The sequence below is a fragment of the Halorubrum sp. SP3 genome (assembly GCF_005435195.1).
Taxonomy (GTDB): Archaea; Halobacteriota; Halobacteria; order Halobacteriales; family Haloferacaceae; genus Halorubrum; species Halorubrum sodomense.
In genome coordinates, this window is the sequence record NZ_SGTU01000694.1 from 1 (window position 1) to 240 (window position 240).

Annotated in this window: 1 pseudogene; it reads right to left on the reverse strand. The window is 73.3% G+C overall.

Features of this window, described 5'->3' with window-relative positions:
* Positions 1–56 precede the first annotated feature (56 nt).
* A pseudogene (locus tag EXE42_RS17985) lies at positions 57–240 on the reverse strand (hypothetical protein); the annotation flags it as partial.

Consider the following 240-nt stretch of genomic DNA (forward strand, 5'->3'; position numbering starts at 1 on the left):
CGCGAGACCTGTGAGCGCGGCCGAACCGAGCCGTCCCCGGAGCGTCGGCGGCGCGGTCAGTCGTCGGTAGCGTCGTCCTCGCCGCTCGCGTCTTCCCTATCGCTCTCCTCGTCGCCGCCGTCCTCGTCGGCTCCGCTCGCGTCTCCCTCCGGATCGTAGTCCGGCAGCGAGAGGACGTTCTCGCGGCCCAGCCGGAAGCCGTCGAGGTCGCCCTCGTCGCGCAGCCCCGTCACCACCTGG